Source organism: Streptomyces sp. PsTaAH-124 (assembly GCF_000373685.1).
GTDB classification, from domain to species: Bacteria; Actinomycetota; Actinomycetes; order Streptomycetales; family Streptomycetaceae; genus Streptomyces; species Streptomyces andamanensis.
In genome coordinates this window covers 385,705-411,110 of record NZ_KB892180.1, presented here as the reverse complement: position 1 = coordinate 411,110, position 25,406 = coordinate 385,705, and the positions used below count along the sequence as shown (strand labels likewise).

Genomic DNA, 25,406 nt, shown 5'->3' with positions numbered 1-25,406 from the left:
GATCACCGCTTGGAGTTGATGACCGCCTGCATGACGCTCTTCGCGATGGGCGCCGCGAGGCCGCCGCCGGAGATGTCCTCGCGGCTGGCCTCCTTGTCCTCGACGACCACGGCCACGGCCACCGGCGCGCTGCCGTCGCTCGTCTTGGCGTAGGAGATGAACCAGGCGTACGGCTTCTCCTTGTTGTTCACGCCGTGCTGGGCGGTACCGGTCTTGCCGCCGACGGTGACGCCGCCGCCGATCTGCGCGTTCTTGCCGGTGCCCTTCTCGACGACCGTCTCCATCATGTCCTGGAGGATCTGGGCGTTCTTCGAGGACAGCGGCCGGCTCAGCTCCTCGGGCTGGGTCTGCTCCAGCGTGTCCAGGTTCGGCGACTGGAGCTTGTCCACCATGTACGGCTTCATCAGCTTGCCGTCGTTGGCGACCGCGGAGACGACCATGGCCATCTGGAGCGGGGTGGCGGCGGTGTTGAACTGGCCGATCGAGGACTGCGCGACCTGCGAGGGCTCCATGTTGTCGGAGAACACCGAGGCGTTGGAGCGCACCGGGGTGAACTGCTCACTGGTGAAGCCGAACTTCTTCGCCTCGTCCAGCATCTTCTTGTTGCCCAGGTCGGCGCCGATCTTGCCGAACACGGTGTTGCAGGACCAGCGCAGCGCCTCGCGCATGTTGGCGTTCTTGCAGGGGATCGTGCCCTCGTTGGGCAGCGGGGTGGTGGTGTGCGGCATGATCCACGGGTCCGGCGAGTCCGTGTTCTGGTCGGCCGAGGTGTACAGCCCGTTCTCCAGCGCGGCGGCGGCGGTGACCACCTTGAAGGTGGAGCCCGGCGGGTAGGTCTCGCGCAGTGCCCGGTTCAGCGTCGGGTCGTCCGGGTCGTTCTCCTTCTGGAGCTTGTTGCGCGCCTTGCCGTCCGCGGTGGAGGCGCCGGCGAAGGAGCCGGGGTCGTAGGACGGGAAGGAGGCCAGCGCGAGGATCTTGCCGGTGGACGGTTCGAGCGCGACGACGGCGCCCTTGCCGCGGCCCTTCAGCCCGTTGTACGCCGCCTTCTGCGCGGCCGCGTTCAGCGTGGTGACGACATTGCCGCCCTGCTTGGGCTTCCCGGTGAGCATGTCCAGGGTGTTACGGAAGAAGAGCCGGTCGTCGTTGCCGGTGAGGATCTTGTCGTCCAGGTTCTCCAGCTGCGTGGTCCCGAAGGCCTGCGAGGCGAAGCCCGTGACGGGCGCCCACATGGGGCCGTCCTTGTACGTCCGCTTGTACTTCAGGTCGTCGATCGCGCTGGTCTTGGTCTCCACCGACCCGGTGATCGGCGAGCCGCCGACGATGATGTCACCGCGCGGCGTGGCGTAGCGGGCGATGGTGACGCGACGGTTGTTGTCGTCGTTCTTCAGGCTGTCGGCCTTGGCGTACTGGAGCCAGTTGTCGCGGATGAGCAGCGTGAGGACCAGCAGTCCGCAGAAGATCGCGATCCGGCGCAGGGGCTTGTTCACATCCGGCCTTTCCACAAGCTGACAGGTGCGCCTGCCGCTTCAGTCTCTCGGTGCCGTCGGTGCTGACGCTCATCCATGGCCGGCCCCAGTTTAGAGGCAGTGTCTGTGCCTCCCGGGCGGGGCCGTCCGCCGCCACTGGTCCATAGACGCGGCCGCGGCACGGCGGGTTCCGGAAAACCGCGGACGGCTTCCGGAACGGGGCGGGTGCCGGTTCCGGAAGCCGTGGCGGGCGAGGTCACTCCACGGGCCCGGCGCCGCCGGGGCGGACCACCTGGGTCATCTCGGCGTCCGAGTTGGAGGCGGGCGCGGGCGCCGGGCGGCGGGCGGTGTCGCTGATCCTGATCAGGATGCCGATCAGGGCCCAGTTCGCGATGACGGAGGAACCGCCGTACGCGAGGAACGGCATCGTCATACCGGTCAGCGGGATCAGGCCCATCACACCGCCGGCCACCACGAAGACCTGGAGCGCGAAGGCGCCGGACAGGCCGACGGCGAGCAGCTTGCCGAACGGGTCGCGGGCGGCGAGCGCGGTGCGGATGCCGCGTTCCACGATCAGGCCGTAGAGCAGCAGGATCGCCATCAGACCGGCCAGGCCCAGCTCCTCGCCGAAGGTGGCGAGGACGAAGTCGGAGTTGGCGGCGAACCGGATGAGGTCGGAGTGGCCCTGGCCGAGGCCGGAGCCGAGGGTGCCGCCCGAGCCGAACGCCCACAGCGCCTGCTGGAGCTGCTCGGAGTGGCCCACCACGCCCTTGTGGCTGAGCAGGTACTCGTTCATCGGGTCCAGCCACGCCTGGACGCGCTGGTGGACGTGCGGCTCGACGCTGGCCACGCCGAACGCGCCGACCGCCGACATCAGCAGACCGAAGACGATCCAGCTGGTGCGCTCGGTGGCGACGTACAGCATGACGACGAACATGCCGAAGAACAGCAGCGAGGTGCCGAGGTCCGTCTCGAAGATCAGAATGAGGATCGAGATGACCCAGACCACCAGGATCGGGCCGAGGTCCCGGCCGCGCGGCAGGTACAGGCCCATGAAGCGGCGGCTGGCCAGGGCGAGCGCGTCCCGCTTCACCATCAGGTAACCGGCGAAGAAGACGGCCAGCACGATCTTGGCGAACTCACCGGGCTGGATGGAGAAGCCGCCGACGTGGATCCAGATCTTGGCGCCGTAGACGGGCAGACCGAGGCCGGGGACCAGCGGCAGCAGCAGCAGGACCAGCGCGCCGACCATGGAGATGTACGTGTAGCGCTGAAGGACGCGGTGGTCCTTGAGGAAGATCAGCACGACCGCGAAGAGCGCGATGCCCATCGCCGTGTACAGCAGCTGGGTGGGCGCCTTGTCGCCGGCCTGCTTGATGTACTGGAGCAGTTTCGACTGGTCCAGACGCCAGATGATGACCAGGCCGAGCCCGTTGAGCAGTGTGGCCAGCGGGAGCAGCAGCGGGTCGGCGTAGGGAGCGAACTTGCGGACGACGAGGTGGGCGACGCCCGCCATCAGGCCGAGGCCCAGTCCGTAGCTCAGCAGACCGGCCGGGATCTCGTTGCTGATGGCCAGGCCCACGTTGGCGTAGGCGAACACCGGGATGGCGACCGCGAAGACCAGCAGCGCCAGTTCGGTGTTGCGGCGGCTGGGCGCTCCGATGGCGCCGATCGTGGACGTGTGGTGCGTCGGTGAGTTGGTAGTACTGCTCATCGTGTGACAGGGCCTCTCACGGCTTGCCTACTGCTTACCGCACAGCGAGACGACCTTCTGCTCTTCCTCCGAGAGAGTGGGGCCGGGGCTGGACGTGGTCGCGGTCGCGGTCGTGGACGTGGACGGATCCTGGGACGAGGGGGACGAGGGGGCACCGGACGTCGAGGGGTTCGGCGTCGACGCCGTCCTGGACGTGAAGGCGGCCGGGGTGGTTCCCGAGGTGCCGCCCTTCTTGCCGTCGCCGCTCTTCCCGCTGTCCTTGCCCTGGTCGGCCTTGTCGGTCTTGTCGGCCTTGTCGCCGTTCTTGGCCTCGGCGGCGCGGCGCTCGGACTCCTTGCGGCACGCGGAGGCCTGCACCGACAGCTCGTCGACCTTCTTCTGCGCCTCCGGGAGACCGCCCTCGGCGATGGTCGCGGTGACCTGCTTCTGCTGGTACGGCGGCAGGTCCTTGAGCGCGATCTCGGGATGGTCCTTCTCCACCTCGGACAGCTTCACCCAGGCCAGATCCTGGCTGATGCCCCGGTAGAGCGCCACGTGGTCGTCGTTGGTGCCGACGTAGTACTGCGTCTGCGTCCAGCGGTAGCCGCCGTACAGACCGCCGCCGATGACGGCGAGCGCGAGCACCGTGTACAGGGAGACCTTCAGCCACCTGCGGCCCCGGCGCGGCTTGGCGAAGTCGTCCTCGCCGTAGTCCAGGCCGTCGGTGGAGATGAAGCCGGTGGTGTCACCGCCGGAGCCGGGCGGGCCGAACTCGCCGCCCCCGCCGCCCTGGCCGGGCACCTGGCGGCCGAGGCCGGAGGCACGTCCCGCCGGGGTCTGCATGATGCCGTTGTCGTGCAGGTGGTGCTGGTTCTCGGCGACCGCGCCGACGACCACCGGGGTGTCGGAGAGCTGCCCCGCGAGGGTGTCGCCGGTGTCCAGGTCGAGGACGTCGGCGACGATGACGGTGATGTTGTCGGGGCCGCCGCCGCGCAGCGCGAACTGGATCAGCTCCTGCACGGTCTCCTGCGGGCCCTGGTAGCTGGCGAGGGTCTCCTCCATCGTCTGGTGGGAGACCACGCCGGACAGGCCGTCGGAGCAGATCAGGTACCGGTCGCCCGCCCGCACCTCGCGGATGGACAGGTCCGGTTCGACGTGCTCGCCGCTGCCGAGGGCGCGCATCAGGAGGGCGCGCTGCGGGTGGGTGCTGGCCTCCTCCTCGGTGATGCGTCCCTCGTCGACAAGGCGCTGCACCCAGGTGTGGTCCTGGGTGATCTGGGTGAGCACGCCGTCGCGCAGCAGATACGCGCGCGAGTCGCCGACGTGCACCAGGCCGAGGCGCTGACCGGTCCACAGCAGGGCGGTGAGCGTGGTGCCCATGCCCTCCAGCTGGGGGTCCTCCTCGACCATGGCGCGCAGCTGGTCGTTGGCGCGCCGCACGGCCGTGCCGAGCGAGGTGAGGACGTCGGAGCCCGGGATGTCGTCGTCGAGGGGCACGATGGTGGAGATCACCTCGGAGGAGGCGACCTCTCCCGCGGCCTGGCCGCCCATGCCGTCGGCGATGGCCAGCAGCCGGGGACCGGCGTAACCGGAGTCCTCGTTGCCCTCGCGGATCATGCCCTTGTGCGATCCGGCGGCGAAGCGCAGTGACAGACTCATGCGCACCTCGCCCGACGGCTCCGGGTACAGCCGATCGTGTCGAGCCACACTGCCCACCCTCCGGTCGGGAGCGCGCCGCGGCCCTGGGGGCCGGCCGCCGCCGCGTGCTCGCTCCGCTCGCGCTCATTCATGACGTAGCACTACTTCCGCAGCTCGATGACGGTCTTGCCGATGCGGATCGGCGCGCCCAGCGGGATCGGTGTGGGGGTCGTCAGCCGGGACCGGTCCAGGTACGTGCCGTTGGTGGAGCCGAGGTCCTCGACGATCCACTGGCCGTTCTGGTCCGGGTAGATCCTGGCATGACGGCTGGAGGCGTAGTCGTCGTCCAGCACGATCGTGGAGTCGTGCGCGCGGCCCAGGGTGATCGTCTGTCCCTGGAGCGCGACCGTGGTGCCCGTGAGGGTGCCTTCGGTCACCACCAGTTTGGCGGGGGCGTTGCGGCGTCGGCCGCCGCCCTGCTGGCCGCGCTGCTGCGGCGGCGCGGCCTGTTGGCGCGCGGCCTGCCGGCCGGTCTGCTGGGGCCGTGCGGCCTCCCGGCGGGACCCCCGCTGGGTGACGCGCGTACCGAACAGGTCGCTGCGGATGACCTGCACGGCCACGATCACGAACAGCCACAGTACGGCCAGGAAACCCAGCCGCATGACCGTGAGGGTCAGCTCTGACATTGCCCCCGGTTCACCCTTCGGCTTGCCTATAGATAACGGTGGTGCTGCCCACGACGATCCGCGAGCCGTCGCGGAGCGTAGCGCGGGTGGTGTGCTGCCCGTCCACCACGATGCCGTTGGTGGAGCCGAGATCCGCGATCGTCGAGGGCGTTCCGGTCCGGATCTCACAGTGCCGGCGGGACACGCCGGGGTCGTCGATCCGCACGTCGGCGTCGGTGCTGCGGCCCAGCACCAGCGTCGGGCGGGAGATCTGATGGCGGGTGCCGTTGATCTCGATCCAGTAGCGGGTGCGGCCGCCGGCCGCCGGGGCCTGCGGGGGCCGCTGGGCGGCGGCGGGCGGGTAGCCGTGGCCGCCGGGCGGCGGTGCCGCGGGCATGGGGGGCGCCGCGGCGGGCGGTGCGGCCGGCGGGTAGCCGTAGCCGCCCGGTGCGCCGGGGCGGCCGGGTGCGACGGGACCCGGCGGGGGCCCCTGCGGCGGGGCCGCCTGGGGCGCCTGGCCCTGCTGGCTGCTGGACGAGGCGAGCGTACGGCTGCGCACCCGGTACAGACCGGTGTCCAGGTCGTCCGCCTTCTCCAGGTGGACCTTGATCGGGCCCATGAAGGTGTAGCGCTGCTGCTTGGCGTAGTCGCGCACCATGCCGGCCAGCTCGTCGCCGAGCTGTCCGGAGTAGGGGCTGAGCCGCTCGTAGTCGGGCGCGCTCAGCTCCACGATGAAGTCATTGGGTACGACCGTGCGGTCGCGGTTCCAGATGGTCGCGTTGTTGTCGCACTCGCGCTGGAGCGCGCCCGCGATCTCCACGGGCTGAACCTCGGACTTGAAGACCTTGGCGAAAGTGCCGTTGACCAGACCTTCGAGGCGCTGCTCGAACTTCTTCAGGACTCCCATGGGGCACCTCCTCCGTCGTGGCCGTCGCTTCTGGTCCTGCCGGTGCTGCGGATGTTGCGGGTCTTGCCGTCGTGCTGCTGCGTCCTGCTTACCTGGTACTGCTTACTGATCGTATCCACGCGCCGGTAAATCGGCTGGTTCCCCCTGTCGGACCCGTCGACGGGTCGTCGACGCCTGGTGGTCGGTTCGTACCGCTGAGTACTCCTTCGGGTCCTTCGGGGAGTACCCCTCCGTACTTCTGCTCCGTACTTCTGCCCAGGATCGTAGAGGCGGCCACGGACCAGTGTCCCGCACCCGGCGCCGCTCGGCCCCGGCTCCTGGGGAGACGGGGCGGACCGGTACGAGGTTGATACGCGAACAAGCACTGGTTGATACGGACGGGCGGATGGACGGGCGGGCGGTACCGGCTGCCCGGGGGCGGTGCCACGCGGTGCGGCGAGGGGCCGTGGGGCTGGGCTCGTCCGGGGCGTGGCCGGGCGTGGCCGGCGGTGGCGGTGCGGGAGGGGCGGTGGTCGGCCGCCGGGCTGGGGGGCCGGGGCAGGGCCGTCGGCCCAAGGTCCCTGACCTGGTGGTCCCCTGGCCCGGCAGGCCCGTCTGCCCCCGGGAAAGGAATGTGAAACCACCCGGCGCGGCGTGCTAATGTTCTGCATGTCGGAAGGCGCCGGGCCCGCAAGGGAGCGGCACCGGAGGACACACCCAATGCGCGGGTGGCGGAATAGGCAGACGCGCTGGATTCAGGTTCCAGTGCCCGAAAGGGCGTGGGGGTTCAACTCCCCCCTCGCGCACAGCTGAAAGCCCCGCAGGTCTCGGACCTGCGGGGCTTTCGCATTGCCCGGGAAGTGCCGCGGGCGGGGCCGGGGTGCGGCCGTGCTGTGAGGAAGGTCTCAGGGTCCGGCGGGCGCGGTGCGCGTCGTCGGGGCCCCACCGCCTCCGACTCACCGTCCGGTGGCTGACGAGCGCTCGTTGAAGCGAGCCGAAGCCTCTCGCTAGCGTGTCGTGGGCACCTCATGATCGCGAACGTCCCCCTCCAACAGGCCCGTGCGGCCCGGAAGGCAGTGCGTCATGACGGATACCCGGCGTCCGGGCCGCGCTCGTGTCGTCGTCATCGGAAGCAGCATCGCCGGCCTGCTCGCGGCGGCGGCCGTCAAGGACCGCGCCGAAGCGGTCGAGATCATCGAGGCCCAGGACGTACCGGCGGGTCCTGGACCGCGTGCGGGTGTTCCCAGGCCGCCCACATCCACTTCCTTCAGACCGGTGGGGCCGAGGCAATCGACCTCCTCCTCCCCGGCTGCACGGAGCTGCTGCTGGCCGCCGGCGCCCACCGCGTACCGGTGACCACCAACATGGTCGTCTGCTCTCCCGAGGGCTGGTACCGGCACTGGAAGCGCTCCACGCACCATGTGATCACCGCCGGCCGGGACCTGACCGACTTCGTCGTCCGCGAGCGGGTCCTCGCGGATCCCCGGGTCGGGGTGCGCGCCGGGACCAGGGTCGTGGGGCTGCTCGGCGACCGCGGACGGGTCACCGGGGTGCGGGTGCGTGGAGCGGACGGTACGGAGTACGCGCTCGGCGCCGATCTGGTCGTCGACGCCTCCGGGCGCGGCACCCGTATGCCCCGGTGGCTCGCCCGGCTGGGTGTCCGCGGCCTCGAAGAGGCCACGGTCGACTCCGGCCTGGCCTACGCCAGCCGTGTCTACCGCGCCCCGGTGCCCACCCGCGGCTGGCCCGTCGTCGGCGTGCAGGCCGACCCGCGCCTGGACCGGCCGGCCACCTCGGGAGGCATCCTGCCCATCGAGGACGAGCGCTGGCACGTCAGCCTGATGGGCGGACCCGGCGCGCAGCCGGGCCGGGACGCGGCGGCGTTCCTCCCCTTCGCCCGCGCCCTGCGCCACCCGGTCATCGCCGATCTGCTGGCCCGCGCCGAACCGCTCACCGACGTCACCGTCACCCACAGCACGGCCAACCGGCGCCACTACTACGAGCGCCTCGCTTCCTGGCCGGACGGCCTGCTCGCGCTCGGCGACTCCGTGGCCTGCTTCAACCCCGTGTACGCGCAGGGCATCACGGTGGCCGCCCAGGGCGCCGTCGCGCTGTGCGAGGCGGCAGCGGCCGGGCCGAGGCCGGGATGGACGCGCCGTGCCCAGCGCGCGATCGCCCGCCCCGTCGACAGCGCGTGGGCCCTGAGCACCGGCCAGGACATCCACTTCCCCGCCACCCGGGGCAGGCGGCCGAACCCCGCCGACCGCCTGCTGCACCGCTACGTCAGCAGGCTCTCCCGCACGGCGACGGGGTCCTTCCGCGCGGCCACCGCCCTGACCGACGTCCTGGCCCTCCAGGCGCCGCCGGTGTCGCTCGTCAGGCCGAGTGTGCTGCTGGCGGCGCTCGCCGGGCCCCTGCGGACGCCGTTGAGCGGGCCTCAGTTCACCCGGGCCGAACGCGAACTGCTGGAGGGCGTCGGCGTCGTCGGGGTCAGGGCGCGGTGAGCGATATGCCCGCCTCGCGCAGCAGCCGGAGTTCCCCCTCGGTGAACATCGGGCCGTCCACCGGCGGACGCAGGGGCCCTGCCGCGGCCGCGAGGAGGACGTCCGGGCGGAGCAGGACGGTCGGCGCGGCCTGGAGGGTGAGGACCTCGGTCAGGGCCGTGGCGACCCGGAAGCTGCCGCCCGCGGTCCGGGAGAGTCGGCTCACGTAGCGGTGCAGCAGCCGGTCCGCGGGACTCGGCCGCTTGCCGCGCACATCCGGACGGTGGATGTCCTGCCCGACGGCCAGGGACCACGCGAGGCCGACGGGCCGGGCGACGGCACGCTGCGCCCGCCGGGACAGGCCGTCGGAGAGTCCGCCGGACGTGAGCCGGTGCAGGGCGAGGGCGCCCTGGGCCGCCGCCGACATGCCGTGGCCGTAGACGGGGTTGAAACCGGCCACGGAGTCGCCGAGCGCGACCAGGCCCTCGGGCCAGGCGTCCAGGCGCTCGTAGTAGTGACGCCGGTTGACCGTGCTGTGGGTGACGGTGACGTCCGTGAGCGGTTCGGCGCCGGCCAGGAGGTCCGCGATGAGCGGGTGGCGCAGACCGCGCGCGAACGCCTCGAACTCGGCGGGGTCGTTGCCGGGCTGGGCGCCCGGAGGGCCGGAGAGGCTGACGTGCCAGCGGTCCCCCTCGATGGGGACGATGCTGCCCGCCCCGCCCGGCCGCCGGGGATCGGCCACGATGTTGACCACCGGCCAGCCGCTGGTGGAGAACGGGGCGCGGTAGATCCTGCTGGCGTACGCCAGGCCGGAGTCGATGCGGTCCTCGGCCAGGCCGGTGATGCCGAGTCCGGCCAGCCAGTGCGGGGTGCGGGTCGAGCGGCCCGAGGCGTCGACGACGAGGTCGGCGGCCAGTTCCGTCTCCGTGCCGTCGGCGCCGCGGAGGCGGACTCCGGTGACCCGGCCGGCGTCGCCGAGCAGGCCGGTGGCCCGGCAGTGCGGGCGGACCGTGACCCGCGGGTCCTTGAGGACCCGCTCGCGGACGACGGAGTCGGTCAGATCGCGGCTGGCGGCCACCAGGTACTGGGTGTTCCTGCGCCAGCGCCGGTACCAGCCCTCGGGGGAGAGGTAGACCATGTCCGTCGTCATGGGCACCCGGTGCGCACCGGAGGCCACCAACTGGCCGATCGTGCCCGGCAGCAGGGCCTCGATCGCGTCCGCGCCGCCCGAGAGCAGGGGATGGATGTGGGCGGCCTGGGGGACACCGGCACGCGGCTCCGGGCCGCTCGGCAGCGCGTGGGCCTCGATGATCTCGACGGTGTCGACGCCGTCCTTGACGGCGGCCGCGGCGAGCATGCCCGCGAGACTGCCCCCGATGACGACGGCACGGGTGGATGTTCTGAGGCGGTCAGTCATGGGAGCTGCTTTCTGCGGGGATGCCGGGGTGCTCTCGAAGGCCCGCCACGACGGGCGACGAGAGCGCCCGGGACAGCGGGACCAGGTCATGCGGACGCCAGGGGGCCGGGCACGGCGCCGTGTCCGGCCCCGGCTCCGGTCCCGCGCCGTGCTGCCGCGTCCGGGCCACGACGACCATCGCCGCGTCCGCGGTGGCGTCCGCGGCGGCCCGGTCCTCGCCGCGGCCGAGCGCGGCGCGCAGGGCGCGCTCGCGCACGCCGGCGTCGCAGTACGGGGCCAGGGCGAGCAACGCGTCGTAGATGCGGGTCTTCTGCCGGGTGAGCCGTACGGCCGGCGAGGACCACCAGGGCAGGGAGGTGCGGATCGCGCCGGGGGTGGGCACCTGGCGCAGTTCGCGCCAGAGCGGGGACAGGTCGCGCAACTGCCGCAGCGAGCCGGTGGTGTGGGCCAGCCGCGGCCCGGCCAGCGGGAGCAGGAAGCCGCAGACGACGAGCGCCGCGGACGGCGCCGCGGTCTGCGGAGCCACCCGGTCGATGAGGAAGTCCCACCGGTGCCCCGACCACAGTCCGGCGATCGCGACCAGCTTGACGACGTCGTAGCCCACGTGGAGCAGATAGCCGGGGGCCAGCAGGCGCAGCCCCGCGCGCAGGGAGCCCTGGACCTCCGTCGACCAGCGCCAGCACAGGACGCTGGTGGCCAGGGTGCCCACGCCGTGTGCCACGAGGTAGGTCAGGATCATCTCCCGGATGAAGGGGGTGCGGGCGTAGTAGCCGTCGAAGAGGGTGAGCTGCTCCACCGGGGCGTGCCCCAGCCAGAACAGGACGTTGATGGCGGCGACGACGAGCAGATAGACCGCGATGCACACCCGGGAGGCGCGCCGTGTCTGCTCCGGCGGGGCCGGCCGCCAGTTCGTGATCAGCAGCAGGCTCGCCCCGGCGAAGGTGACGATCGCCGAATACGCCACCGGGGCGGCGAAGTTGGCGATCCCGGTGGCCCGGTTGAGCGCGGCCAGGGAGTCGGGTGCCGCGAAGAAGAAGACCAGCGCGCCGTCGAAGAGCAGCAGGACCACGGCGCCCAGCAGCAGGTCGTTGCGGCGGCGCAGCAGCGCGGGGACCTTCAGCAGGCAGATGAGCAGCAGGGACACACCGCAGACGTAGAAGACGGTGTTGTCGGGACCGGGTCCGGGTCCGGATCCTGGTCCGTGGCTCGCGGCGAGGTGCACGGCGGGGGGCTCTCCTGGAGGTGTCGGCGGGCGGCGTGGGCGCTGCCGGGTCAGGAGCGGCGGATGCGGTGCGCCATGGAGACCTGGATGCGGCCGGCGAGGTGCGCGGGGTCCGCGGCGGTACGCGCCTGGGTCAGGGCCTCGCGCACTCCGGTGGCGAACCGGTAGCCGAAGTACTCGGCCTCTTCCTCGTGCCGTCCCGCGGCGGTGTTCTCGGCGTTCTCGGCGTTCTCGGCGGTTCGGGTGCTGCGTGTGCTGCGTGTGCTGCGTGTGCTGCGTGTGCTGCGGGTGTTCTGGCTGTTCTGGCTGTTCTGGGGGGTCCGGGTGCGCTCGGCCCGGAGGGCGACGTGCAGCCGGAGGTCCGTCCGGGTTCCGGGCGGCTCCCCGGACGGGTCGTCCGCGCAGACCGCCGCCACCAGGGCCCGCACGGCGTCCGGCACCTGCTGCTCGGCGGCGCGCGAGGCGGCGGGACCGTGCGCGGTGGGGGCGCCGTCGTGCTCCTCGAACATGTGCCAGATCTCGTGCCCGATGATCACCAACTGGTGTTCCAGGTCGGTGTGCCGCTCATAGGCGATCACGTCGTGGGAGGCGCGGTCTATCCATAACCCGCTGGCGATACCGGGCGGGAAGGGCACCGCGTGCAGCCGGACCGGACGCCCCCGGACCCGTTCGAGGGCCGCGCCGATGGCCGGGACGACACCGGCCTCGCTGTCGGGCAGTTCCAGGGCCGACAGCAGACGGGCGCTGAGCCGCCTCATGGCCCGCGCGCCCGCGCTCACCGCTGCCCCTCGGCGTCGTCGAGTTCCAGCAGCGCCTTCAGCGTCGCGTTGAGCACGTGCCACCGCTCCGGTGGCAGGCCGTGCGCCTGCCGGAGGGCGACGCCGCGCACGTCGCCGTACCGCGACAGCGCTCCGGCCGGCGGATCGTCCAGCGGATCGGACAGCGGATCGGACAGCGGATCGGCCGACGGACCGGCCGACGGACCGGCCGCGCTCCGCGCGGGTCGCAGCGCGGTGAGCACGGGCAGCAGCGCGCGGTTGAGCGCCTCGGGCGCCGGGGCCGTGAAGAACGCCTCACCGCCCTCGACACCGAAGAACCCCACCAGTCCGTGCAGCAGTTCCACACTGGGGACCTTCTCGCCGGAGCAGACCTGCCGCGCCCAGAACGCGGAGACACCCAACTGCCGCGAGATGTCCCCGGCCAGGTCCGACATACGGGTGCCGGTCCGCTGCAAACGGGCGTCCGCGAGGGCCTTGATACGGGTGCGCACCCGCTCGTTGACGGTGTCGGCGGGCGGTTCACCGCCGTCGAGCAGTGTGCGGACGGTGGCTTCCGGCAGGGCTGTCCCGGCGGCCAGCGCTTCGGGGTCGAGCGGGTCCGGGTGTGCCGCGTCGCGCTCCTGGACGAGCGACCGGAGGCGTTCGAGCGTCACGGGCAGAGGCGGGACAGGATCCACCGGGATGCTCCAGGGTGCGAAACCGATCATATTGGCGTGCCCATGGCACTGTACCGCCCGGCTGCACCGGCATCAATGATCGTTTATCGCGGACTCGGCGATCGCTGCCGACGGTACTCAACGAACGGTGAACAGCTGAGAAGGATCGTTGACGAACGGGGCTCCGCGGAGCACGATCGGTCGCGGGGCGAAGGGCCGCACCCGCGGTACCCGCAGTACTCGCGGTACCCGCAGNACTCGCGGTACCCGCAGTACTCGCGGTACCCGTAGCACTCGCGGTACCCGTAGCACCGCCCGCACCGCCCGGCCGCCACGGGTGCTCGGCCGTCCGCGTTCACTTCGACGAACCCCTGGAGATTCCCGGTATGCGCGTCCCAGTCGCACGGCGTGCGGGTCAGCTCACCGATTCCGACTTCTCCGAGGAGGACGTGGCCCAGTTCCACCGTCTGATGACGGACCTGGCCGCCCTGTGCGGCGCGGTCGGGGAGCGCCGCACTCCGGATGGGGCGTGGGCCCCGGCCTCCTCCGGTCTCTTCGAGCAGTTCGGTGAGTCCATGCAGCTGATCGCGGAGATCTCCAGGAAGCTCAACACGACGCGCGGCGGAATCCGCAGGATCCACGGCAGGGCGCGGGAGCGCGGTCGGCTCAGAAGCCTCGGCAGAATCAGGTGAACGCCCGGCCGGGGAGCCCGGCCGGGCGTTCCGCGCGGTGGTGCCGCGCTGGTGCGGTCCCGCGCCTGCGCGGTCCCGAACCGTCCTGAGCCGTTCTTGAGGGGTGCGGGTCAGCCCGCGCGCCACAGGGCGGGGACGTTCGGGGGCTCCCAGCCGGCCATGGAGGTGTGCGCCTGGACGCAGGTGTAGCTGGTGCCGTTGTAGGTGACCCGGTCGCCCGCCGTGTAGGAGTGCCCGGTGGCCCAGGTGCCGCTCGGCGGGTCGGTCGGCGGCGGGTCGCTGGGGCCACCGGGGGTTCCGTTGACGTTCAGGACGAAGTCGAAGGTGCCCTCCTTGCCGCTGCCGGCGCCGCGTACGTTCATCAGCAGCGCGGGGTCGTAGAGGGTGTCCGTGTTGTTGCGGGGCTCACCGGGGAAGTACAGCTGGGTGGTGAGCACGGGCTGGTTGGGGGCCTGCACCTTGACGTGGATGTGCCGCGTGCGGCCCGGGTAGAGCCCCGGCACGATCGTGGTCAGGGAGAAGGCGCCCTTGGCGTCCGAGAACTGGTGCCCGCGCAGCGTGAAGCCGGACATGTCGTAGTTCCCGGCGTTGTCCGCCTGCCAGAAGTCCAGCAGGACGCCGGATATCGGGACGCAGTTGCGGCCGAAGACATAGCCGCTGACCGTCAGCGGGGTGCCGCTGATGCCCGAGGTCACCAGATTGGTGCGCAGCGGCGAGTTCGGCTTGAAGTACGGGCCCTCGATCTGGTCGTGGGTCGGGCCGTCGCCGTCGTCGCAGTCGGGGGTGGCGGGCAGGGCGCGTCCCTGGCCCACGGCGTCCCGGGCGAGGGCCACCGTGCCCGTGAGCAGCGGGATGGCGGCACCGGCGGCGACGGCCGCCTTCAGCAGGCTCTTGCGGCTGATCCCGCGGCCGGCCGCGGAGTCGGCATCGGGGCTGGAGCCGGAGCCGGAGCCGGGGCCGTCCGGAGCGTTTGGTGTCATGGCGGGTTCCTCGGTCTCCTCGGTGGGGGAAGAAGGACGGGACGTGCATGACACGGAGCGCGCCCGCCGCGCGGGGCAGGCTGATGTCGGGCGGACGCGCTCCGGTGGTGATCGCGGACGACTGTAATCGCGCTGGTGACGGGCGTGCAGATACCGTCCGGCCCCCTGCACGGCGTTATGTACGACGTCCTGTGCGATGTCCTGTACGACACCCTGTGCGATATCCCGTACAAAGTCCTGTATGAGACGGCGTACGAGATGGTGTGTGCTGTGGTATGCGATCCGGTGGGGTCCGGTGCGTGAAGTCGTGTGCGAAGTGCCCCCCGGGACGGCGTGCGAGGTGGTGCGCGAAGTGGGCCGGGGCGGTGAGCGGGCCGGGTCCGGCGGTGGTGGCGGGTCGGTGTACGCGGGGTGCGGGGCGCTGTAGCGTCGGGGCGCGTCGCGGCGGGGGGTCCGCCGTGGTGCGGACACAGCGTGGACTGGGCGGGGAGGGGCGGTTCTTGATGGCCGAGGTCACCGAGGTCGGTGCGGGGACGGACGCGGGTGCGGCGGGCGGCGGGCGCGGGGAGCGTGCCGGACGGGTGCCGTCGGTGCCCGGGTTCGCGCGGTGGCCCGGCGCGGGGTCGCCCAAGGCGGAGGGCAAGGCGCTGCGCGGGCGGGTCCCGCGCTCCGCGCACGCCGGGTTCACGCCGGACGCGGGGCGGCCCGACGCGGTCGGCGCCGTCGAGGAGTCCAACCACGGCCGGATACCCGAGCTGATACCGATCCGGGTGGGGCGGATGGCGGCGACCCCGTTCGCCTTCCTGCGCGGTTCGGCGGGCCTGATGGCGTACGACCTCGCCCGCACCCCCGTGACCGGTGTCGCCGCCCAGCTCTGCGGAGACGCCCACGCGGCCAACTTCGGTCTCTACGGCGACGCCCGCGGCGGCCTGGTCATCGACCTGAACGACTTCGACGAGACGGTGCGCGGCCCCTGGGAGTGGGACCTCAAGCGGCTCGCGGCCTCCCTGGTGCTGGCGGGCCGGGAGGCGGGCTGCGACGAGGACGACTGCCGCGAGGCCGCGCGGGACGCGGTGGGCGCCTACCGGCGGACCATGCGGCTGCTGGCCCGGCTGCCGGTGCTGGACGCCTGGAACGCCATCGCCGACGAGGAACTCGTCTCCCACACCGACGCCCACGACCTGCTCGGCACCCTCGAACGCGTCTCGGAGAAGGCGCGCGCCAACACCAGCGGGCGGTTCGCGGCCAAGTCGACCGAGCGCACCGAGGACGGCGGACGCCGCTTCGTGGACGCCCCTCCGGTGCTGCGGCGGGTGCCGGACGCGAAGGCCCGCGCGGTGGCGGCCTCGCTGGAGCAGTATCTGACCACTCTCTCCGAGGACCGTCTTCCGCTGCTGGCCCGGCACGCGGTGCACGACGTGGCCTTCCGGGTCGTCGGCACCGGCAGCGTCGGCACCCGGTCGTACGTGGTGCTGCTGCTGGACCACCGCGGTGAGCCGCTGGTGCTCCAGGTGAAGGAGGCCAGGCCGTCGGCGCTGCTGCCGCATCTGGAGACCGCGGGGTTCGCGGTGCCGGTCCCGGCGCCGGGGGCGGAGCACGAGGGACGCCGGGTGGTGCTCGGGCAGAAGCGCATGCAGGTGGTCAGCGACATCCTGCTGGGCTGGACGACGGTGGACGGACGGCCTTACCAGGTACGGCAGTTCCGCAACCGCAAGGGCAGCGTCGACCCGGCCGCGCTGCCCGCCGACCAGATCGACGACTACGGCCGGATGACCGGCGCGCTGCTGGCCCGCGCCCACGCACACAGCGCCGATCCCCGGCTGATCGCCGGTTACTGCGGCAAGAACCAGGAACTGGACGAGGCGGTCGCCGCGTTCGCCGTCGCCTACGCGGACCGCACCGAGGCGGACCACGCGGACCTCGTCGCGGCGGTCCGGGCGGGCCGGGTCGCCGCGGAGATGGGTGTGTAGGAGCCGCGGGGACGCGTGTGGGGGAGCCGCGGGACGGGTGGGAGATGCGGGTGCAGGGGCGCGGTCCGCGGGGCTGCTGCCCCGGTCCCGGGCGGGGTGCCGGTCGCCGTGGCCTACGCTGGTCGGGTGACGACCCCGGAAGCTGAGCAGGGTGGTGTCGCCGGAGCGGACCGGGCGACGTCCGAGAGCGCCGCGCCGCGGCCCGAGGAGCGGCTGGAGCGGGCCGTGCGCGCCGCCGAGCAGGCACTCATCGAGTACGAGATCGCGGTGGAGACCTTCCGGGTCGAGATCGAGAACTTCTCCCGGCTGCACCACCAGCGCCTCGGCCCGCTCTACGCCCGCCTCGACGAACTGGACGCGCTGATCGCCGAGGCCCGCGCGGCGCGCACCGGCGACCCCGAGGACCTGCGCGCGGCGCAGGAGGCGCGGGCCCGGGTGGCGCCGATCCCCGGCGTCGAGGAACTGCTGCACGGCTGGATGGACGGCGACGGGCTCTTCCCGGAGGCCGCGGCGATGCTCACCGGCCAGGCGGTGCGCCCTCCGCAGCGGGTACGGCCGAGCGAGGAGGCCCGCGGGCTCTACCGCGAACTGGTGCGCAAGGCCCACCCCGACCTGGTCCAGGAGGACGGCGAGCGCAAACGGCGCGAGGAGTTCCTCACCCGGGTCAACGCCGCCTACGCCCGGGGCGACGAGAAGGAGCTGCGCGAGCTGGCCGAGGAGTGGGCCGCCGGGCCGCTCCCCGCGGAACAGGCCCCCAGCCGCGCCGAGGAGCTGTACGAGCGGCTGGAGTGGCTCGCCCGGCGCAAGGAGATGCTCACCCTGGTCGCCAAGGAGCTGGAGGACGGCGCGATCGCCGGGATGCTCCGGCTCGCCCCGGACGACCCCGACAGCCTGCTCGACGAGATCGCCGCACAACTGCGCACCGACCTGGCGGAGCGCGAGTCCCAGCTCGCGGTGTTGCAGGGCGACGCCGACGCCTGAGCCCGTCCGGCGGGCCCTGCGCCCGTCCGGCGGCCGGAAGTGACCGGGGTTCCCGCCCGCGAACCCCTCGCGGCGACTGCCCCGGGGGAGTGTCGGGTAGCGTCGGATCCATGCGTTTCGGAGCGGGTGTACCCACGGTCGAGGTCACGGACCTCAAGGACGGCGACTTTCTGCTGGACGTCCGCGAGGACGACGAATGGCAGGCGGGGCATGCCGAGGGGGCGCTGCACATCCCCATCGGTGACTTCGTCGCCCGCTACGGCGAGCTGACCGAGGCGGCCCCGCAGGACGGGCGGGTCCATGTGATCTGCCGTTCCGGTGGCCGCTCGGCCCAGGTGACGATGTATCTGGTCCAGCAGGGCGTCGACGCGGTGAACGTCGACGGCGGCATGCAGGTGTGGGCCGCCGCGGGCCGCCCCGTGGTGACCGACGAGGGACAGCCCGGCCACATCCTCTGACAGAGGCTCGGCCCGGTCCTCTGACAGCGGCCTGGCCCGGTCCTCCGATGGCGGCGGCGTGTCCTGTCGGGTGCGGGCCGCCGGGCGCCCAGGGGGGGGCGGTGCCCGGGGCGGGCCGGCCGGGAGGCGGGGCGTCCGGTGGCGGGCCGCCCGGCCGTGGGCGTCAGCGGTCGAAGTCCAGCTCCACCTGTTCCGTCGCCGGGTGCGACTGGCAGGCCAGGACGTATCCCGCGTCCGTCTCCTCCGGTTCCAGCGCGAAGTTGCGGTCCATCCGCACCTCGCCCGTGACCAGGAACGCCCGGCAGGTCCCGCACACGCCGCCCTTGCAGGCGTACGGCGCGTCGGGCCGGTTGCGCAGCACCGTCTCCAGCAGGGTCTCCCCCTCCTGGACCGGCCAGGTGCCGCCGCGGCCGTCGAGCCGGACGGTGACCGTGCTGTGCGCGGGCGCCGCCGCGGCGGACGCGGGACCAGGCTCCGTACCGGCGTCCACATGGAAGATCTCCTCGTGGACCCTGGCCCGGGGCACGCCCAGGGCGCGCAGTGCCTGCTCGGCGCCCTGCACCAGCCCGAAGGGCCCGCACAGGAACCAGCCCGCCACCTCGGACACCGGCAGCAGCGCGGGCAACAGCTCGCCGAGCCGCGCCCGGTCCAGCCGCCCGGAGGGCAGCCCCGCCTGCTGCTCCTCCCGGGAGAGCACCGTCACCAGCTGCAACCGCTCGGGGTAGCGGTCCTTCAGGTCGGCGACCTCCTCCAGGAACATCGTCGACGCCGTCGTGCGGTCGCTGCGTATCAGACAGAAACGGGCCTCGGGGGCGCCGGCCAGCAGGGTGGCGGCGATGGACAGCACCGGTGTGATGCCGCTGCCGCCGACGATGGCCGCGTACAGGCCGGGCGCGGGCTCCAGGGTGAAGCGGCCCGCCGGGGTCATCACCTCCAGCTCGTCCCCGATGTCGATCTCCTTCAGGGCGTACGTGGAGAAGGCGCCGCCCTCCACCAGCCGCACGCCGACCCGCAGGGTCCGCGGTCCCTCGCCGCCGGGTCCGGGGGCCGGGGAGCAGATCGAGTACGTCCGCCGGACCTCGGTGCCGTCGGCCGACCTGCGCAGCGCGAGGTGCTGGCCCGCCGCGTGCCGGTACTCCTCGCGCAGCTCGGGCGGCACCGCGAAGGTGAGGGCCACCGAGTCGTCGGTGAGCCGCTCGACCGCCGTCACGGGCAAGGGGTGGAAGCGGGCCATCACACCTCCTTGAAGTGGTCGAACGGTTCCCGGCAGGACAGGCAGCGGCGCAGCGCCTTGCACGCGGTCGACGAGAACCTGCTGAGCAGTTCGGTGTCGGCCGATCCGCAGTGCGGGCAGGGGACGGGGTCCGCGGGCGTCCCCTGTGCACCGGCCGGGGCGGGGCGGGTGCGGGTCGGGCCCAGCTCCAGCGGGACGGGGGTGGAGGGGGTGCGGACGCGCGGGGGCGCTATGCCGAACTCCCGCAGTTTGCGGCGGCCTTCGGCGGTGATGTCGTCCGTCGACCAGGCCGGGGCGAGGACGGTGCGCACGGTGACCTCCCGCACGCCGTGTTCGCGCAGCACCCGCTCGATGTCCAGCGACATGGCCTCGATCGCCGGGCAGCCGGTGTAGGTGGGGGTCAGCTCGACCTCCACCGCGTCCGTGCCGTGCAGGTGGAGCGCGCGGACCACGCCCAGCTCCGCCAGGGTGAGCACGGGCAGCTCGGGGTCGGGCACCGAGCCCGCCAGGCGCAGCAGTTCCGTCTCCAGCGGGGTCGTGGTGGTCACCATGTCGCCCCCGGGTGGCTGCGGTGCAGATGCTGCATCTCGGCGAGCATCGGCCCGAACGGCTCGGTGTGCAGGCCCTGGCGGCCCGCGCCCGCCGACCACGCCCCGGCGCGCGGGCCCTCGGGCAGCTCCAGCGTGGCCCGGTCGAGCACGGCGGTGACGGACTCCAGCCAGGCGGCCTCCAGGGCGGACAGGTCGACGTCCAGGCCCTCCACCGGCTGGAACATCTCGCCGGTGAACCGCCACAGCGCGGTGCAGGCGCGCCGCATGCGCTCATGGCTGACGTCGGTGCCGTCGCCGAGCCGCAGCGTCCACTGCTCGGCGTGGTCGCGGTGGTAGGCGACCTCCTTGACGGCCTTGCCGGCGAGCGGGGCGAACACCCCTGAGCCCGTCGCCAGTTCGGCGTACAGGAGGTGCTGGTAGGTGGAGAAGTAGAGCTGGCGGGCGATGGTGTGCGCGAAGTCGCCGTTGGGCTGCTCGACGAGCTGGAGCTGGGTGAAGGCGCGCTCCTCGCGCAGATACGCCAGCTCGTCCTCGTCACCGGCCATCGACAGCAGGACGCGGGCCTGGCCCAGCAGGTCCAGGGCGATGTTGGAGAGGGCGACCTCCTCCTCCAGGACGGGCGCGTGACCGACCCACTCTCCCAGGCGGTGGGAGAGCACCAGGGCGTCGTCACCCAGGGCCAGGGCGGCGGTGGTGGCGGGGGCGGGGGCCGTGGCCGTCACAGGTGCTGCACCCCTTCCGGGATCTCGTAGAACGTCGGGTGCCGGTAGGGCTTGTCGGCGGCCGGTTCGAAGAACGGGTCCTTCTCGTCCGGTGAGGAGGCGGTGATCGCGGCGGACGGCACGACCCAGATCGAGACGCCCTCGCCGCGCCGGGTGTACAGGTCGCGTGCGTTGCGCAGGGCCAGCTCCGCGTCCGGGGCGTGCAGGCTGCCCGCGTGGGTGTGGGAGAGGCCGCGCCGGGAGCGCACGAAGACCTCCCACAGGGGCCAGTCGGTGCTTGTCATTCCTGTCCCGCTCCTGTCGTGGCGGTGTGCTTGGCGGCGTGGGCGGCGGCCGCCTCCCTCACCCAGGCACCCTCGTCGTGGGCCCGTCGGCGCTGGGTGATGCGCTGTTCGTTGCACGGGCCGTTGCCCTTGAGGACGCCCTGGAACTCGGCCCAGTCGATGGCGCCGAAGTCGTGGTGGCCCCGCTCCTCGTTCCACTTCAGGTCGGGGTCGGGCAGGGTGAGCCCGAGGGCCTCGGCCTGCGGGACGCAGATGTCGACGAAGCGCTGGCGCAGCTCGTCGTTGGAGTGGCGCTTGATCTTCCACGCCATCGACCGGGCGGAGTGCTGGGAGGCGTCGTCGGGCGGGCCGAACATCATCAGGGACGGCCACCACCAGCGGTCCACGGCGTCCTGCGCCATCGCGTGCTGCTCGGGCGTGCCCCGGCTCAGGGTGAGCAGCAGCTCGTACCCCTGGCGCTGGTGGAAGGACTCCTCCTTGCAGACGCGGACCATCGCGCGGCCGTACGGGCCGTAGGAGCAGCGGCACAGCGGGACCTGGTTGGTGATCGCCGCGCCGTCCACCAGCCAGCCGACCGCGCCGACGTCCGCCCAGGTGAGGGTGGGGTAGTTGAAGATCGAGGAGTACTTCTGCCGACCGCTGTGCAGCTTGTCGAGCAGCTCCTCGCGGCTGACGCCCAGGGTCTCGGCCGCGCTGTACAGATACAGGCCGTGGCCCGCCTCGTCCTGGACCTTGGCCATGAGGATGGCCTTGCGGCGCAGGGACGGCGCGCGGGTGATCCAGTTGGCCTCCGGCTGCATGCCGATGATCTCTGAATGCGCGTGCTGGGCGATCTGCCGGACCAGCGACGCGCGGTAGGCGTCGGGCATCCAGTCCCGCGGTTCGATGCGCTCGTCGGCGGCCACCGCGGCGTCGAACGCGCGCTGGAGGGCGTCGGCTTCCGCCGCGGCGCCCGCTGTGTCGCTCGCCAGGACGCCGGCCGTCTGCTGCGCGGCTGCTGTCGCCATGCGGTCCCCCTCGACCTCGGCTCTCGGGATTCTCCCGACCGATCGTTCGGTTCGGTGAATTCCATGGTGCGGTCCGCCGCCGTAGGGTGTCAACCGCTGTGGACAACTGCGGGCGCTTCCTGTGGACAGACCGCGGAAAGGCCACGGAAAGGCCGTGGACAGGTCGCGGGCGGGCCTCGGGCGGCTCGGGCAGGCTGCGGCTCGGGTCGCGGACGGGTCGGACCGGCCGGGCGGGCGACGGCTCGGTCGCCGCCGGAGCGCGAGCGGTCCTCGGTGCCGGGGTCGACGGGGTGCGCGGCCCGGGGCGCCGAGCGGGCGAAGGGTGACAGAGCGGCACGAATGCCGGCCGGGCCGGGCGGCCCGCGGGACCGGGGTCTGTGCCGTGCGGGTGGCCCTGGGTACCGTTCCGTGCGGCGCCCGGGAGCGGGCGACACGGGCAGGGGGCCGCGGCGGCGCCGGGCGGCCCCCTGTGGGCCGGGCGGGTGACGGCGGCCGGTCGTGGAGCCGGGACAGGACCGGAATCGGGAACGGGGCGGAATGGAAGCGTACGACGGGGATGCGAACGCCCCGGGCGGACCGGACCGGACGGTCGGCTCCGCGAGGCCGGGCCCGGACGGACCCGGCACACCGGAGGGGCCGGACACGTCCGAGAGGCCGGATACGCCGGACGGCCCGGACAGGCCGGGCGGATCGGACGGTCCGGATGAGGCGAACGGTCCGGACGGGCCGGACGGATCCTCCGTGCCGCGTCCGCGGACGGGCGTGCACGGCTCGGCCGTCCCCCCGTTCCCTCCCCTCCTCTCTCCTGTCTCTCCCGGTGTCTCTCCTGGCTCCGCTCCTTCCCCTCCCTTCCCGGGCTCCCCGGCCGCTTCCTTCCCGGGTTCTCCGGGCTCCCCGGCCGCCTCCGCGCCCCCGGCCTCCCCGGATCCGGATGCCGCCGCGGAAGGCGCCGACGACGGCGATCCGCCCGGCCGGGTGGCCGGGCTGTCCCTGCCGTACCAGGTGGGTGCGGTGCTGGCGCTGGCCGCCGTGGTGGTGGTCGCCTGCGTGCACGTCGGGATGGTCTTCCTGCATGTCGCCCCTTCGAACACGGTGACGAAGCAGCACGGCAAGGCCGTCGACCAGTGGATCTACCCGGAGTTCGAGCAGAACTGGAAGCTGTTCGCGCCGAACCCGCTCCAGCAGAACGTCGCCGTGCAGGCGCGGGCCGAGACCCTCGGCGCGGACGGCACCAGCCGCACCACCAGCTGGTACGACCTGTCCGCGCAGGACGGCCGGGCCATCGACGGCAACCTGCTGCCCAGCCACACGCAGCAGAACGAGCTGCGCCGCGCCTTCGACTTCTACGCCGCCTCCCACGACCGGCAGAACCGCGCGATCGGACTGCGCGGCACGCTGTCGGAGCAGTACGTGCGCCGCATCGTGGTGATGCGCCTGGACCGCGACCGGGTGGCCGGTCCGGGCGGGACCGTCGAACGCATCCAGCTGCGGGTCCGCACGTCCGTGGTGGCCCCGCCCGCGTGGAGCGGGGAGAAGGCGTCGAACTCGGTCTCGTACCGCACACTGCCCTGGTGGACGGTCCCGGCCGGCGAGGCCGGCGGAGGTGTGAAGTGAACGGTTTCCCGCGCTCCGTCTCCCGGGGCATCACCCGGGTCACCGAAGCCGCCCTCGGTCCCTACCAGACGGCCGTGATACGCATCGGCTTCGCCGGGACCTGGCTGCTGTTCCTGCTGCGCGAGCTGCCGAACCGGCAGGAGCTGTACGGGCCCGACGGACCGTGGAACTGGGACCTCGGCCGGCAGCTGACCGAGAGCAACGGCGCCTTCACGGCCCTGATGTGGTTCCGGGGCCAGTTCTGGTTCGAGGCCGTCTATCTGCTCGCCGTGCTCTCCAGCCTGCTGCTGTTGCTGGGCTGGCGCACCCGCACCATGTCCGTGCTGTTCATGCTCGGTGTGCTCTCGCTCCAGAACCGCAGCGTCTTCATGGGCGACGGCGGGGACAACGTCCTGCACCTGATGGCGATCTACCTGGTCTTCACCCGGTGCGGGCAGGTGTGGTCGCTGGACGCGCGGCGGGCCGGACGGACCGGGGCGGCACGCGCGCGTGGGGAGCGGGTGGCCGACCGGATCGGGCCCGTCCTGTGGAGCGTGCTCGGCGCGGCGCTGATCGCGGTCACCGCGGCGGGCCGGGTCCAGGGCGAGTGGCTGGTGCCCGCCCTGCTGTGGTGCGTGTGGGCGGCGCAGGGGCTGTACTGGCTGGTCGGACGGCGGGCGCGGTCGGCCGAGCCGCGGGTCCTGCTCGACGTCGTCGCCGACTTCACGCACAACGCCGCGCTGTTCGTGATCATGGCCGAGGCGTGCCTGATCTACTCGACGGCCGGGTGGTACAAGATCCAGGGCTCGCGCTGGCAGGACGGCACCGCCGTCTACTACCCGCTCCACCTGGACTACTTCTCGCCCTGGCCGGCGCTGGCGGATCTGCTGTCCGCCAGCGGCACGATGATGACCGTCGTCACCTACGGGACGGTGATCGTGCAGGTCGCCTTCCCCTTCACACTGTTCAACCGGCGGGTGAAGAACGTCCTGCTGGTGGCGATGATGACCGAGCACGCCGTGATCGCGGTCGTGCTGGGGCTGCCGTTCTTCTCGCTGGCGATGATCGCGGCGGACGCGGTGTTCCTGCCGACGGCGTTCCTGCGGAGGCTGGGCGGCGCGGCGGCACGCGCGCGTGCCCGGCTGCCACGGCGCCCGGAGCGCCGCCCGGTGGCCGAGCCGTCCGGCGCCGCGGAGGACGGTGAGCGCGCGGGCGTAGGCTTCCCCGCATGAACGACCCCGTGGCCGCCGTGTCCGCCTGGCACCGGCTCGCCGGTGGCGCCGTGCTCCTGGACGGCTTCCACGCCCTCAAGCACGCCGTGCGTTTCGGGGCCGTGGTGCCGGTGGCGGTCGCCGCCGACCGGCGGGCGGCGCTCGCCCTCGCACAGGAGCTGGCCCCGGACGTGCGGGACGCGCTGGACGCCCTGCTGACCGAGGTGCCGCACGGGACGTACACCTCGCTGGTGCCGCGGCCGCATCCCACGGCCGTGGCGGCGCTGGCCGTACGGCCCTCTCGCGAGGCGGGGCTGCGGGCGCTGGCGCACACGCCCCGCAGCGCGCCCGTCGTGGTCCTGGACGAGCCGCGCAACCTGGGCAACGCGGGCGCGGTGATCCGGCTGGCGGCCGGGTTCGGTGTGACCGGGGTGGTCACCACGGGCACCCTGGACCCCTGGCACCCGACGGTGGTGCGCGGCGGGGCGGGGCTGCACTTCGCGACCGTCGTGGAGCGGCTGAGCGTGCAGACGCTGCCGGGCGGGCCGCTGTTCGCGCTCGACCCGGAGGGCGAGGACATCCGCGGGCTGAAGCTGCCGGACGACGCGGTCCTCGCCTTCGGCTCCGAACGCAGCGGGCTGAGCGCCGCGCTGCGGGAGCGCACCGACCAGCTCGTGGCGCTGCCGATGCGCCCCCAGGTCTCCAGCTACAACCTGGCCACCAGTGTGGCCATGACGCTGTACCACTGGAGCCTCACCGGGGGCGCGCCCGCGGCCTGAGGACCCCGGAGCGGCCGGGGCCCTCGGCGGTTGCCCGGG

23 protein-coding genes and 1 tRNA gene are annotated in these 25,406 nt (G+C 72.8%); 9 read left to right on the top strand and 15 right to left on the bottom strand.

Annotation, left to right across the window (positions count from 1 at the left end; translation table 11 throughout):
• Positions 1 to 2: 2 nt before the first annotated feature.
• The 5 genes from B086_RS0124965 to B086_RS0124945 all read right to left on the bottom strand — a co-directional run bounded on the left by B086_RS0124965 (position 3) and on the right by B086_RS0124945 (position 6,369).
• The gene (locus B086_RS0124965) at positions 3 to 1,487 is read right to left on the bottom strand and encodes a penicillin-binding transpeptidase domain-containing protein (protein WP_018569166.1); all 1,485 of its coding nucleotides are present in this window, start codon (positions 1,485 to 1,487) and stop codon (positions 3 to 5) included.
• A gap of 235 nt (positions 1,488 to 1,722) precedes the next feature.
• Positions 1,723 to 3,180: an FtsW/RodA/SpoVE family cell cycle protein gene (locus B086_RS0124960; RefSeq protein WP_018569165.1), complete on the bottom strand. Its 1,458-nt coding sequence runs from the start codon at positions 3,178 to 3,180 to the stop codon at positions 1,723 to 1,725.
• A 27-nt stretch (positions 3,181 to 3,207) separates the two neighbouring features.
• The gene (locus B086_RS0124955) at positions 3,208 to 4,818 is read right to left on the bottom strand and encodes a Stp1/IreP family PP2C-type Ser/Thr phosphatase (RefSeq protein WP_018569164.1); all 1,611 of its coding nucleotides are present in this window, start codon (positions 4,816 to 4,818) and stop codon (positions 3,208 to 3,210) included.
• 140 nt (positions 4,819 to 4,958) lie between these two features.
• Positions 4,959 to 5,483 (bottom strand): FHA domain-containing protein FhaB/FipA, encoded by a 525-nt coding sequence (locus B086_RS0124950; RefSeq protein WP_018569163.1) that lies wholly within the window; start codon positions 5,481 to 5,483, stop codon positions 4,959 to 4,961.
• A gap of 10 nt (positions 5,484 to 5,493) precedes the next feature.
• Positions 5,494 to 6,369, bottom strand: a complete 876-nt coding sequence (locus tag B086_RS0124945; protein ID WP_018569162.1) for an FhaA domain-containing protein — start codon at positions 6,367 to 6,369, stop codon at positions 5,494 to 5,496.
• Positions 6,370 to 7,070: 701 nt separating this feature from the next.
• Here B086_RS0124945 and B086_RS0124940 point away from each other — a divergent pair.
• Both B086_RS0124940 and B086_RS40700 read left to right on the top strand, forming a co-directional pair.
• Positions 7,071 to 7,154 (top strand) — tRNA-Leu (locus B086_RS0124940).
• Positions 7,155 to 7,700: 546 nt separating this feature from the next.
• The gene (locus tag B086_RS40700; protein ID WP_018569161.1) at positions 7,701 to 8,852 is read left to right on the top strand and encodes an NAD(P)/FAD-dependent oxidoreductase; all 1,152 of its coding nucleotides are present in this window, start codon (positions 7,701 to 7,703) and stop codon (positions 8,850 to 8,852) included.
• Here the strand turns inward: B086_RS40700 and B086_RS0124930 are convergent.
• Genes B086_RS0124930 through B086_RS40685 form a run of 4 tightly spaced genes read right to left on the bottom strand, consistent with a single transcriptional unit; the run spans position 8,839 to position 12,902 of the window.
• A complete protein-coding gene (locus B086_RS0124930) occupies positions 8,839 to 10,248 on the bottom strand; it encodes an NAD(P)/FAD-dependent oxidoreductase (protein WP_037873835.1) in 1,410 nt (469 codons plus the stop codon). The genes B086_RS40700 and B086_RS0124930 overlap by 14 nt on opposite strands.
• Positions 10,241 to 11,470: an MAB_1171c family putative transporter gene (locus B086_RS40695; protein WP_018569159.1), complete on the bottom strand. Its 1,230-nt coding sequence runs from the start codon at positions 11,468 to 11,470 to the stop codon at positions 10,241 to 10,243. Before B086_RS40695 ends, B086_RS0124930 begins: the two co-directional genes overlap by 8 nt.
• A gap of 50 nt (positions 11,471 to 11,520) precedes the next feature.
• Positions 11,521 to 12,249: a hypothetical protein gene (locus B086_RS43735; protein ID WP_018569158.1), complete on the bottom strand. Its 729-nt coding sequence runs from the start codon at positions 12,247 to 12,249 to the stop codon at positions 11,521 to 11,523.
• Positions 12,246 to 12,902: a hypothetical protein gene (locus B086_RS40685; RefSeq protein ID WP_018569157.1), complete on the bottom strand. Its 657-nt coding sequence runs from the start codon at positions 12,900 to 12,902 to the stop codon at positions 12,246 to 12,248. The genes B086_RS43735 and B086_RS40685 overlap by 4 nt, the downstream gene beginning before the upstream one ends.
• 389 nt (positions 12,903 to 13,291) lie before the next feature.
• On the opposite strand from B086_RS40685, the gene B086_RS0124910 reads away from it, so the two are divergent.
• Positions 13,292 to 13,597, top strand: coding sequence for a hypothetical protein (locus tag B086_RS0124910; RefSeq protein ID WP_018569156.1), 306 nt, complete (start codon positions 13,292 to 13,294; stop codon positions 13,595 to 13,597).
• A 110-nt stretch (positions 13,598 to 13,707) separates the two neighbouring features.
• Here the strand turns inward: B086_RS0124910 and B086_RS0124905 are convergent, their stop codons facing one another.
• Positions 13,708 to 14,577 carry a carbohydrate-binding protein gene (locus tag B086_RS0124905; protein WP_018569155.1) on the bottom strand — a complete coding sequence of 290 codons (870 nt, stop codon included), beginning with the start codon at positions 14,575 to 14,577 and terminating at the stop codon, positions 13,708 to 13,710.
• Between the two features lie 503 nt (positions 14,578 to 15,080).
• Between B086_RS0124905 and B086_RS0124895 the strand changes: the two genes are divergently transcribed.
• The 3 genes from B086_RS0124895 to B086_RS0124885 all read left to right on the top strand — a co-directional run bounded on the left by B086_RS0124895 (position 15,081) and on the right by B086_RS0124885 (position 17,986).
• Entirely contained in the window at positions 15,081 to 16,547 is a 1,467-nt protein-coding gene (locus tag B086_RS0124895) for a DUF2252 domain-containing protein (RefSeq protein ID WP_018569153.1), read from the top strand.
• Positions 16,548 to 16,673: 126 nt separating this feature from the next.
• Positions 16,674 to 17,528, top strand: coding sequence for a hypothetical protein (locus B086_RS0124890; RefSeq protein WP_018569152.1), 855 nt, complete (start codon positions 16,674 to 16,676; stop codon positions 17,526 to 17,528).
• A 110-nt stretch (positions 17,529 to 17,638) separates the two neighbouring features.
• Entirely contained in the window at positions 17,639 to 17,986 is a 348-nt protein-coding gene (locus tag B086_RS0124885; RefSeq protein WP_018569151.1) for a rhodanese-like domain-containing protein, read from the top strand.
• Between the two features lie 163 nt (positions 17,987 to 18,149).
• Here the strand turns inward: B086_RS0124885 and B086_RS0124880 are convergent, their stop codons facing one another.
• The 5 genes from B086_RS0124880 to paaA are packed head-to-tail and all read right to left on the bottom strand — an operon-like array spanning position 18,150 to position 21,784.
• The gene (locus B086_RS0124880; protein WP_018569150.1) at positions 18,150 to 19,220 is read right to left on the bottom strand and encodes a 2Fe-2S iron-sulfur cluster-binding protein; all 1,071 of its coding nucleotides are present in this window, start codon (positions 19,218 to 19,220) and stop codon (positions 18,150 to 18,152) included.
• Positions 19,220 to 19,768, bottom strand: a complete 549-nt coding sequence (gene paaD, locus B086_RS0124875) for a 1,2-phenylacetyl-CoA epoxidase subunit PaaD (RefSeq protein WP_026252746.1) — start codon at positions 19,766 to 19,768, stop codon at positions 19,220 to 19,222. The genes B086_RS0124880 and paaD overlap by 1 nt, the downstream gene beginning before the upstream one ends.
• A complete protein-coding gene (paaC, locus tag B086_RS0124870; protein WP_018569148.1) occupies positions 19,765 to 20,493 on the bottom strand; it encodes a 1,2-phenylacetyl-CoA epoxidase subunit PaaC in 729 nt (242 codons plus the stop codon). The genes paaD and paaC overlap by 4 nt, the downstream gene beginning before the upstream one ends.
• Positions 20,490 to 20,777, bottom strand: a complete 288-nt coding sequence (gene paaB, locus B086_RS0124865; RefSeq protein ID WP_018569147.1) for a 1,2-phenylacetyl-CoA epoxidase subunit PaaB — start codon at positions 20,775 to 20,777, stop codon at positions 20,490 to 20,492. The genes paaC and paaB overlap by 4 nt, the downstream gene beginning before the upstream one ends.
• Positions 20,774 to 21,784 (bottom strand): 1,2-phenylacetyl-CoA epoxidase subunit PaaA, encoded by a 1,011-nt coding sequence (gene paaA / locus B086_RS0124860; RefSeq protein WP_018569146.1) that lies wholly within the window; start codon positions 21,782 to 21,784, stop codon positions 20,774 to 20,776. The genes paaB and paaA overlap by 4 nt, the downstream gene beginning before the upstream one ends.
• A gap of 975 nt (positions 21,785 to 22,759) precedes the next feature.
• Between paaA and B086_RS46125 the strand changes: the two genes are divergently transcribed.
• Genes B086_RS46125 through B086_RS0124845 form a run of 3 tightly spaced genes read left to right on the top strand, consistent with a single transcriptional unit; the run spans position 22,760 to position 25,367 of the window.
• Positions 22,760 to 23,398, top strand: a complete 639-nt coding sequence (locus tag B086_RS46125) for a DUF5819 family protein (RefSeq protein ID WP_018569145.1) — start codon at positions 22,760 to 22,762, stop codon at positions 23,396 to 23,398.
• Positions 23,395 to 24,609 (top strand): HTTM domain-containing protein, encoded by a 1,215-nt coding sequence (locus B086_RS0124850; RefSeq protein ID WP_018569144.1) that lies wholly within the window; start codon positions 23,395 to 23,397, stop codon positions 24,607 to 24,609. The genes B086_RS46125 and B086_RS0124850 overlap by 4 nt, the downstream gene beginning before the upstream one ends.
• On the top strand, positions 24,606 to 25,367 hold the full coding sequence (locus B086_RS0124845; protein WP_018569143.1) for a TrmH family RNA methyltransferase: 762 nt from the start codon (positions 24,606 to 24,608) through the stop codon (positions 25,365 to 25,367). Before B086_RS0124850 ends, B086_RS0124845 begins: the two co-directional genes overlap by 4 nt.
• Positions 25,368 to 25,406: the final 39 nt, after the last annotated feature.